Source organism: Vibrio sp. 1978, assembly GCF_033344345.1.
In genome coordinates this window covers 1-567 of record NZ_JAWPOP010000822.1, presented here as the reverse complement: position 1 = coordinate 567, position 567 = coordinate 1, and the positions used below count along the sequence as shown (strand labels likewise).

Genomic DNA, 567 nt, shown 5'->3' with positions numbered 1-567 from the left:
CCGACGAAGGCTTGATCAATCGGCACGAGAAAATCGGCAGGAATCGCTTTGTTGCCGGAAAAAGAGTAGACCTTGAGGTAGTCACTGTTTTCGTACAGCGTAATGCTGGTGCGGTCAGATTCAAAAATCCGATTGATCCATTCTGCGACAGTATCGAGCACCTGCTGTAACGTCTGTGATTGAGCCAAAAAGTGAACAAAGCCGATCGGTAAACATATTGGGCTTTCCATGTTTTGCGTCGACAAGTCATTTGGGTCAAAAGTTCTTTCAAGTCTCAATAGCCATCTCCCTAGACATTCCTCTAAATGTAAACAATAAGTAACACGCAGCTATTTTCAAGAAAAATACGTTCCTTTAACAGAGTATGGTTTATTTCTCGCCACTTGTGAGTGTCAGGTTGCTTAATGTGAGCTTGAACTCATGTCTAAACCGATAATTTTTATGCCTAATTAGCAAGAGGTGACCATTCGGTAAAGCGTAGTGAAGACAGCAAGAATAAGAGAGATTTGTTAAGAATTTGAGAGAGCAGGTAAGAAAAAGCCCCTCTGAATGAGAAGGGCTTGGTTG

At 42.2% G+C, this 567-nt stretch carries 1 pseudogene; it reads right to left on the bottom strand.

Going from position 1 to position 567, the window contains the following annotated elements:
* Positions 1-278: pseudogene (locus R8N49_RS29315) on the bottom strand (GGDEF domain-containing protein); the annotation flags it as partial.
* Between the last annotated feature and the right edge of the window lie 289 nt (positions 279-567).